Origin of the sequence: Haloimpatiens lingqiaonensis, assembly GCF_901447495.1 — a bacterium.
Classification (GTDB): Bacteria; Bacillota; Clostridia; order Clostridiales; family Clostridiaceae; genus Haloimpatiens; species Haloimpatiens lingqiaonensis.
The window spans coordinates 1-8,701 of record NZ_CABDWS010000104.1; the positions used below are offsets into that span (position 1 = coordinate 1).

Here is an 8,701-nt window from a genome sequence, read left to right on the forward strand (position 1 = left end):
ATGTAATATCAGATGTATACAAAAATGATGATGAATACACAAGCACGGCTTTCCCAGATTTAAAAATAAATTTAAGGGATATATTTGAATAACAATTATAAGCAATACAAACTAACGGAGTGATGGGGAATGTTTAAAAAAACTATAAAAAGACTATTTATATCATTAGTAACCAATCCCATATTGATAATTGCATACTGGCTTTTTTGTTATGAATTATCTTTACTGTGTAAATTTGGAAGAATGAATCGAAATACTTCTATTATATTAGCATGTGTAGTATTTTTTATGGCTGTAATTGTAGTTACTGCAATAAGAATTGTAAAAAAGATAAAAAATGAAGAGGAGCCTGAAGGCTTAGCTTACAAAAGAACATGGAGGTATATTTCCATTATAACTATCGTGGCCATAACATTAGTTTATGGGGCAAAGATTTATAATAGTGCAATAAATTATAATGGCAAGCTTTCATGGGTTATAGATGATTTGAAAAACAAAAGGTCAGTGAAATTTGAACATAATAATATATATAAAGATGGAGTTGAAGGTATTTTTAATGATATTAGCGAAAAATATACCTTACCAAAAAAATTATACATATCCAATGGTTTTAAGCTTAATTTTGATTCAGATGGAACAATTACATCCTTTGAAACATTTGTTTATGGAAAAAATGATAAGGGCAAAGAAAAGACTTACTTAATTTATTATGATAAGAATAAATCTAAAGATATTAAAGTAGAGTTAAACAGAATAGTAAATGCTGATTATAGTGAGGATAAGCTTTTAGAACCATTAATTAGTACCGTTAAGGTTATTTCTATTGAGGACACAGTAAGTAAGTGGAATGAAAATAGGTACGGAATAGTTTATTATGGAAAAAGAAGCTGGGGATTTAATACAGATGGAATTGTTAATGTTGATACAGATGGAAATAAGAAGCCATTAACCAATGCTAATTCTGAAATAATAGGATATACTGTGTCTGTGTTTGTACCGGGAAAAGAGCAGAGTTACACTCCTGTTAGATATAATTTAAAATCCAATGCACAGTGGAGTAAGTCAACAACGCCTCCTAAAGGGAAAAACAATGAAAATAGTTCACAAAAGCCAAAAAATAATGATCAACAATTTTATTTATCCAAGGAAGTTGGTTATCGTTTAGATATTACAGGAGCAGCCTTAGGCAGCAGATTTTATTCTTTAAGTAGCACCGTTGATGGAGGAAAAACTTGGACAGTAATAAATACTGATCCCTTTAATGGCATGAGCGGTGGAGCAGCGGGAATAACTTTTATAGATGATAAACTTGGATTTTTAGGTTTGTCCCATAGTGGGGGTTCTAATGCAGATTTATACCGTACAGAGGATGGAGGTAAATCCTATAAAAAGATAGCAATTCCAGAACATGAAGTGATTTTAGATAATGGCGCAAAGATAAAGCCCTTTGATTTTCCAGCTATGCCTTATAAGCAGGATGGAGTCCTCAATATTCTAATTGGACAAGGAGCAGATGGGGATTATAACGGTAATTGTAAAGCCTTGTATCAATCCAAAGATGGAGGAATAAAATGGGAGTTTGTAAAAGAAGTTAAAAAAGAAAATTAGTATAATCACATATATAACCAGCTTTTCATATTATAAAGCATAGCAATTGTTGGAGAGAAGAATTGTGCTATACGCATTAATTATGGCAGGTGGAAAAGGAACGCGATTATACCCTTTATCAAGAAGTAACAATCCAAAGCAGTTTTTGAAAGTAATAAATAATAAAAGTTTTCTAAGGAATACTGTGGATAGAATTAAACCATTGGTTAGTAAGGAAAATATATATGTGGTGACAAATAAAGATTATTATGAAAGCATATGCAGTGAGCTGCCTGAGATAGATGAGGCAAACATATTTGTGGAACCTAGTAACAAGGAGACCCCGTTGTTGGGGATATAGGTCATTAGGTAGTAAATGGTAGCTGAGCGATTGGTTTATGTTTGTAAAATTAAAAAATATAAGGTATATTGTAAGTGGCACAATGGCACAGTATAAAATTTATATAATACTGAATAAAAGATTATTATATAACACTTTCAGTATATTATATTTTTATAAGTACTGTGCCATTGTGCCAAAATTAATTTATATATAACATAATGTTGTAAGATTAAGCATTTTAGTAGGCACAAATTTGGCACAATTTATAACTTTAAATGGACATTATGTTTCTAAACTTTTAAAATGGCATAGTATCATTAAGGTCTACTATTTCTAATACATCTTTTGGAGCTATGGAATTTAAGTTTAATTTTTGTAGTTTTTTACTGTCATATAAATCATATCTAATGGTTTTTCTTCCAGAATCTGTATCGAAGTGCAAATATTTTGTATCTATTATATAGTTGGATTTTTTAGCCTGTTTTTTAAAATCCTTAAGTTTTAAGATAATTATATCAGCTCCTATTTTTTTATTAAATTCTGAAATCTGATTAATCATTTCAGATGTTTTTATATAAATATTAGAATCTTTAATTTTTATTACTTCATTTACATTTTCAGCTCGTGCATCTTCTATAAGCTGATTATATAGTATTAGCATTTGTTCTACTTGTGATAGGGAATTTTCACGTTCTTCCAATATTTCTAATTTTATATTTTTTGTTATTAAATCAGTGTAATTTTTTATTTCATTTAAACCTAAATTTTTTAATAGTATATTTAATACTTCTATGCCTGTAGCAATGTTAATAGCTGTATTTAACACTCTATCTTTTAGAGATATAAAATTTTGTTTTAAAGTCTCTCTTAAATGATTATATTCACAAACGTTTAAATTTAAAATTGTATTTATAAGACTTACGCCTAAGTTATTAAGCAATATTTCATTTTTTTGTAACCAGCTCATGCTAAATTCTTGTTCTTTTGTTCTTTCCTGTTTAGATAAATAAACTATGCAGGATCTTTCCATTAAAGCTGTTTCTGAATTTTTATAACTTTCTTCTCCTGCTAAAATTATTGGCCTATTTAAAACAAAATTTCTATTATCAAGATTTTTATTTCCCCTAGATACAGTTGCTCTATCGTAGCTATTTCTAAAAATTTCAGATAGCTTTTCATTTTTATATTTATCTAGGAGTGTAGGCTTGTATTCATCGAATAGAACAGGGTAATTTCCTTGCGAAATTGTCTTTATAAGTGCAAAATTAGTAATTAAACCAATACTTTTTATTTCTTCGTCGGGATAATTTAGTATAGCTCCTATTATACTTTTTAATATTGTACTTTTACCACTTCCACTTTCCCCTACAATAAGCAGATGGTGACCTTTAATTTTTAAATTTTTACTTTGCACTATACATAAATTATTTACTACAGTACCTAATATACATAGAACTTTTTCCTTAGAAGTAAAATTAAATAAATGTTGAAATAGTTCTTTCATATTTAATGCAGTAATAAATTCTAGGTTGTTAATATTTATATCTACCCCAGCTACACTTTTTATCGTAGTATCTATTCCGTTAGAACAAATAGCTCCATTATTTGTTACTAGCATTAGTGTATTATTTTTATTTATAAATTTAATTCCATCATGAATTTCTTCTATATTAAAAGTAAAGTAATTATTTATCCATATTTTTAAGTTTGTTAAATCTTGTAATCCACCTTTGAAAGTTATGTCCATGCTTCCTAAAAAATTTTTAAATGTTTTTACATCATGAAAAACGCTAACTTCGCCAGTTCGTTCAAAAATTTCCCCGCTTGAAGATTTTAATATTAGTTTTATTCCTTCTTGCTGTTTATCTACCAGAATAATTCTACTAGATTTCAATATGGTAAAGTTTGTAATGTATATTTTTTTTGTTTCAGCATCTTTTTTTTGTACATATTTATATATTCCAAAGGCATTTTGTTGTAATAGATCTTTGTTTTTTAAATCTAGACTCCTATTAAAAAACTGTATTAATTCTTCTATCGTATGTCCATTGTTTAACCAATTATTAATATCTTTATCAGTATTAAAATTATTTAGTTGTGTTAAATTTATAATTTTAAAAATTTTACAAGACTCATATACTATATTTTTTAAATCTTGTATATTTTTTTCTTCAGTTTTATATTGGAATATATACATTTTGCAGGTATCTATATAAGGCAATTCTCTAATAATTGTATCTGTTGTAGCCCAATACATATTATTTTCTTCTAATAGTGTATTTAGGATATTAGCATCATTTTCTGTATTTGTAACTAGTAATATTTTATTATCCCTAATAGATTTAATTACAGTTTGTATTTCTGTGAAATTTGTATTTGAATCCATTTTTTTCATATAGTTTATCCTCCTCGTAATAATAATAACGAATTATTATTATTGCGTTTTAGAAAAAAGTAACTAATATTATAAAAAGTTTTACTAATTTTATTTTATATAATATATTTTCAGCAATTTGTTATATAAATTAATACTAAAATTACAAAAAAGAAAGCCATTTTAGTATTACTGCTACAAGCCTTGATGTTCTTGGTCTAACAAGCAATTTTACAATAAAAAAGTAATACAATATGGTTTTACTGCATAAAGCTAGTATTTATAAGTGTTATATTAACTTTTTTCATCAAAAGGTAATACCGATGTGGTATTACTTTTTTAAAGCTTAGAAATTTAATAAAATATTTAATAAAAAATTATTTGATTTTCTAAAACGGTATAATAATTAATTAGAAAAAAATAATTATGGCTTATTTTAAGCTAAAAAATAGTTAATTTATAAAATATGAGGAACGCGAGTTTACCAGATACGTTTGGAGCGTATGCTAGTATTTTGGCAACTCTAAAAAGAGCTTTTTAAAAAGTTTCTTAGCATTTTGCTTCTGCACTTAAAGCAGAAATTATAAGCAATTGTTCCTAAGTAATTACTTGGGTAGGGATTTTGTATCCACAGCATAAAAGATTATGCTTTTGCGTAGCTTTATTAACATATAAATATATGTTTTAAGCATTATTACTAAGCTAATTAAAATTAAATATTAATATAGATACGGAGCACCCAGATAACCGATTAAGCTAGTTGTTACAAGGTTATAGGCAATATGGCTTTTAGGAAAACGCAAGAAATAGCATTAATAAGTTACTGCTATAGCTATGTTCTTTTTTAAATAAAAAAAGAATAGATAAAAATAAATATTTGTACTTATAAAAAATGTAGCTAAAAAAATATATATTATTAATTTTAAAAAATGTAATTAGAAAAATGGAAATAAATGAAAATTGATATTTATAATTGGAAAGGAGATTTATATATGAATGGAAAAAGTAAAAATTTAACAACGCAAATAGATAAACTTTTTAAAAAAAATAATATGAAAAGTATTAAAACTAGGTACAGGTATAAGGATGCTTGTTATCGTTTTTGCATATGGTTAGGGGAAAATACAAATATAAAAAAATTTAAAAATATAAAAGTAAAACATATTTATATGTATGTAGAGTATATGCGTAGTATAGATTATGCTCCCGGTACAATAAAATTGGAGTTATCTGCAATAAGATTTTTTTACAATTTAGCAGAAGGAAAAAACATTATTCCTACAAACAAAAAACTTAATTTAGAAAAAAGAATAACTAGGGGGACAAAAAGAGCCTGGAGCCAAGAAGAAATAGAAAGAGCAATAGCATTGGCAAAAGAAATGGGTAGAATAGATGTGGTTAAAGCTATTTTGCTAAGTTTTAAATTTGGTTGCCGATTGGAAGAAGCTGTGGTTTTAACAAACTACCAAGTAAAAGAAGCTATTTTAAGTGGGTTTTTATATTTAGAAAATACAAAAGGGAAAAATCCAAGAGAAGTAGAAGTAAAAGTTCAAGATAGGGAAATTCTAAAATATATATTAGCTAATGCTAAAAGCTCAGAACGAATTTTTATAGGCATAGGAGATAAAACCCATATGGTTAAAAGAAGTATACAAAATTGGATTACAAATCATAGGGAAAAATTTCAGGAAATAGATAGGATAGATAGAAATTCGGCTAGAAAAATGTTAGAAAAAGATAGAAAATCTGCACCAAAAGTTAATCTAACTATGCATGGAAATAGACATACGTTTGCCCAACTTAGTTTTATAGAAGCATCAGAAAAATATATTGAAAGCGAAGCCAAAAGAAAAGTTTCTGAGGAGCTAGGGCATCATCGAACAGAAGTTACTAATATATACTTAAAATGATAGGAAAGAACATGTTAAAAAGTATACCACGCTAGTAAAATAAGCATGTAGTAAAAATGCATTTATGGAAGTAAATTTTATATTTTTATGTATAATAGTATATATAAGATTAATGAGTTTTAAAGTAAGGACTGGATTATTAGTTTATATTATCTAGCCTAAAAATATAAGATTAGAAAAGGAAAGTGAGAGTTATTATGATATTAAGTTTTTTATATAATAAATTCCACATGAAATTAAGGGAGTCTTCACAAAACAAGTATATACCTAAAGATACATATATGAAGATTGTAGATTTCTTAAAAGATTATACAGAAAAGGATATTATTATAGTATGTATAGGTACCAATAGAACTAACCTGGTTGATTGTTTGGGACCATTTGTGGGTTCAATTTTGAAGGAAGATAAAGAATTTAATATTCCTGTTTATGGTAGCATGGTTAATCCTATTCATGGATTAAATTTAACAAAAAATAACAAAAACAAGTAATTATTATCCTAATAGTACAATAATTGTAGTTGACGCTGCTGTTGGTGCGCGTGAAGATATAGGAGAAATTACTATAAGTAATAAACCACTGCAAGCAGGTATTGGCAATGGTAATAATTTGGGGGAAGTTGGAGATATTTGTATTAAAGGTTTAGTAGCACCTAAAGGAATTAATATATTAGAATACGAAGCAGATTTAGATTTTATTAGTGCTATGGCATATATTATTGCCAAAGGATTGAAGGAAACATTTAAATAGTATTTAAAAGACCAAGGGGGAAGTCCTTTGGTCTTTTAAACTATTGCGGTGGAGTTATTAAGTTTGGATATTATTTTCATTAGATCTTTTATTAAATTATCTTTTTTAATAAGTATTACACTCCAAAATAATGTTACATTTATAGTAATAGGGGCTGTTGCATCATACACAAATACTATGTTATCTTGTGATAGATTTAAATTCATAAAACAATATATTGTATATAAATTCCTTAATGTAAAAGCCCCTTTATTTTACCATTGACAGTAATCCATGTATTTATTAAGGTTCTTTGTTATGGTAATATTAAATATATAAAATATAAAAGTTGAAGGTGATATTAATGAATTTACATATAAATAATAAGGAAGATTTACTTGAATTATTTACAGAAGAGTTGGGATATGAAAATAATCCATATTTTAATTATGATAAATCAAAAATAAAACTAGATGGTATTGATGAAATTAAAAATATCCATGTTTTAAGTAATACGTTAGATTTTAAACTATGGCTTTTTGAAATGGAAGTTATAAAAACGGACACAATGAATAAGGTTGCAAGTAAATTATATAATAGTAACCCATTTGAATATAATTTATTGATTTTTTCCAATAAATCATATAGTGCAATAACATTTTTACATTATTACAAGGAAGAAAAAGGGAAATTAAAGATAAGAAGACTTAATATTGAAGACAGTCGTTTTACGAGGACTGATTTGAATATTTTATATTCAATAGGTATTAAAAATAAAAAAGTTATAGATGATCTGGATATAGAGTTAGAGTACAGAAAAGCATTTGATATAGAAGAAGTTACCAAGAAATTTTTTGCTGAATTTAAAAGAGAAATTGACAATATTGAAAAGCATGTACATGGACTTAAAGATAAACAAGATAGGAGAAATTATGCTGTTCTCTTAGCAAGTAGACTAGTATTTTTATATTTTATTCAAAAGAAAAAGTGGCTTAATGGAAAAAGAGATTTTTTATTTGATAGGTACAAGTATTGTATAAATTCAAAACCACAATTAAACTATTTTAGCGAAATACTGGAACCTTTGTTCTTTGATTGTTTAAATACACCAATAGATGAAGGTATGATAAAAAATAGAAGTGAAAAAGCTAAAAAGTTATATGAAAATTTTGAATCACAGACAGATATAATATGTGATTCTCAGTATCAAGGAATTCCATATTTAAATGGTGGATTATTTGAAAGACATCCTAAGTATGAGGTTGGTACAAAAATAAGTATAGAAAATAATGTGTTTAAAGAAATTCTTGAAAATTTATTAGAAAAATATAATTTTACGGTAAGAGAAGATTTAGGATATGATGCAGATGTAGCTGTTGATCCAGAATTATTAGGAAGAATATTTGAAAATATGATAAATTCAGAGGAAAGAAAAACTACAGGTAGTTTTTATACTCCAAGAGCAATTATTAGTTATATGTGTAAACAAAGTATAAAAGAATATTTAATTCAGAATTCAAAAAATATAGATTCTGAAAAAATTATTTATTTAATTGATAGTATAGAGGAAGAAGGAATATACTCAAAAGATAGGTAAGCGTCAAAGTTTTAGCACCTTTAATAATTCCCAAAATAGTATTAAAATATCCTAGTAAGGCAAGAATATGCTTTACTAGGATTAATTTATTTTTTATCTTTAATTTTCATATTTTCAGGAATCTTATCATTCCAAGGCATAAGATTCTCTAAGCTTTCGCT

The 8,701-nt window shown here is 26.5% G+C and carries 4 protein-coding genes and 2 pseudogenes; 5 read left to right on the plus strand and 1 reads right to left on the minus strand.

From position 1 onward, the window contains the following. Positions 1–129: 129 nt before the first annotated feature. The gene (locus FGK85_RS13855) at positions 130–1,608 is read left to right on the plus strand and encodes a WD40/YVTN/BNR-like repeat-containing protein (RefSeq protein WP_138207596.1); all 1,479 of its coding nucleotides are present in this window, start codon (positions 130–132) and stop codon (positions 1,606–1,608) included. Between the two features lie 64 nt (positions 1,609–1,672). Continuing rightward, positions 1,673–1,930, plus strand: a pseudogene (locus tag FGK85_RS13860) (sugar phosphate nucleotidyltransferase); the annotation flags it as partial. Between the two features lie 298 nt (positions 1,931–2,228). On the opposite strand, the gene FGK85_RS13865 reads toward FGK85_RS13860, so the two are convergent. Further along, positions 2,229–4,325: a P-loop NTPase family protein gene (locus tag FGK85_RS13865; protein WP_138207600.1), complete on the minus strand. Its 2,097-nt coding sequence runs from the start codon at positions 4,323–4,325 to the stop codon at positions 2,229–2,231. A gap of 971 nt (positions 4,326–5,296) precedes the next feature. Between FGK85_RS13865 and FGK85_RS13870 the strand changes: the two genes are divergently transcribed. From FGK85_RS13870 to FGK85_RS13885, 3 genes and pseudogenes are all read left to right on the plus strand, one after another. Next, on the plus strand, positions 5,297–6,214 hold the full coding sequence (locus FGK85_RS13870; RefSeq protein ID WP_171011440.1) for a tyrosine-type recombinase/integrase: 918 nt from the start codon (positions 5,297–5,299) through the stop codon (positions 6,212–6,214). A gap of 281 nt (positions 6,215–6,495) precedes the next feature. Then, positions 6,496–6,964: pseudogene (yyaC, locus tag FGK85_RS15660) on the plus strand (spore protease YyaC). Between the two features lie 343 nt (positions 6,965–7,307). Next, positions 7,308–8,540 (plus strand): DNA methyltransferase family protein, encoded by a 1,233-nt coding sequence (locus tag FGK85_RS13885; RefSeq protein ID WP_207670537.1) that lies wholly within the window; start codon positions 7,308–7,310, stop codon positions 8,538–8,540. Positions 8,541–8,701: the final 161 nt, after the last annotated feature.

Excerpts from the sequence above, each read along its gene's own strand:
- FGK85_RS13855 (WP_138207596.1), top strand. The coding sequence starts at position 130 with ATGTTTAAAAAAACTATAAAAAGACTATTTATATCATTAGTAACCAAT.
- FGK85_RS13865 (WP_138207600.1), bottom strand. The coding sequence starts at position 4,325 with ATGAAAAAAATGGATTCAAATACAAATTTCACAGAAATACAAACTGTA.
- FGK85_RS13870 (WP_171011440.1), top strand. The coding sequence starts at position 5,297 with ATGAATGGAAAAAGTAAAAATTTAACAACGCAAATAGATAAACTTTTT.
- FGK85_RS13885 (WP_207670537.1), top strand. The coding sequence starts at position 7,308 with ATGAATTTACATATAAATAATAAGGAAGATTTACTTGAATTATTTACA.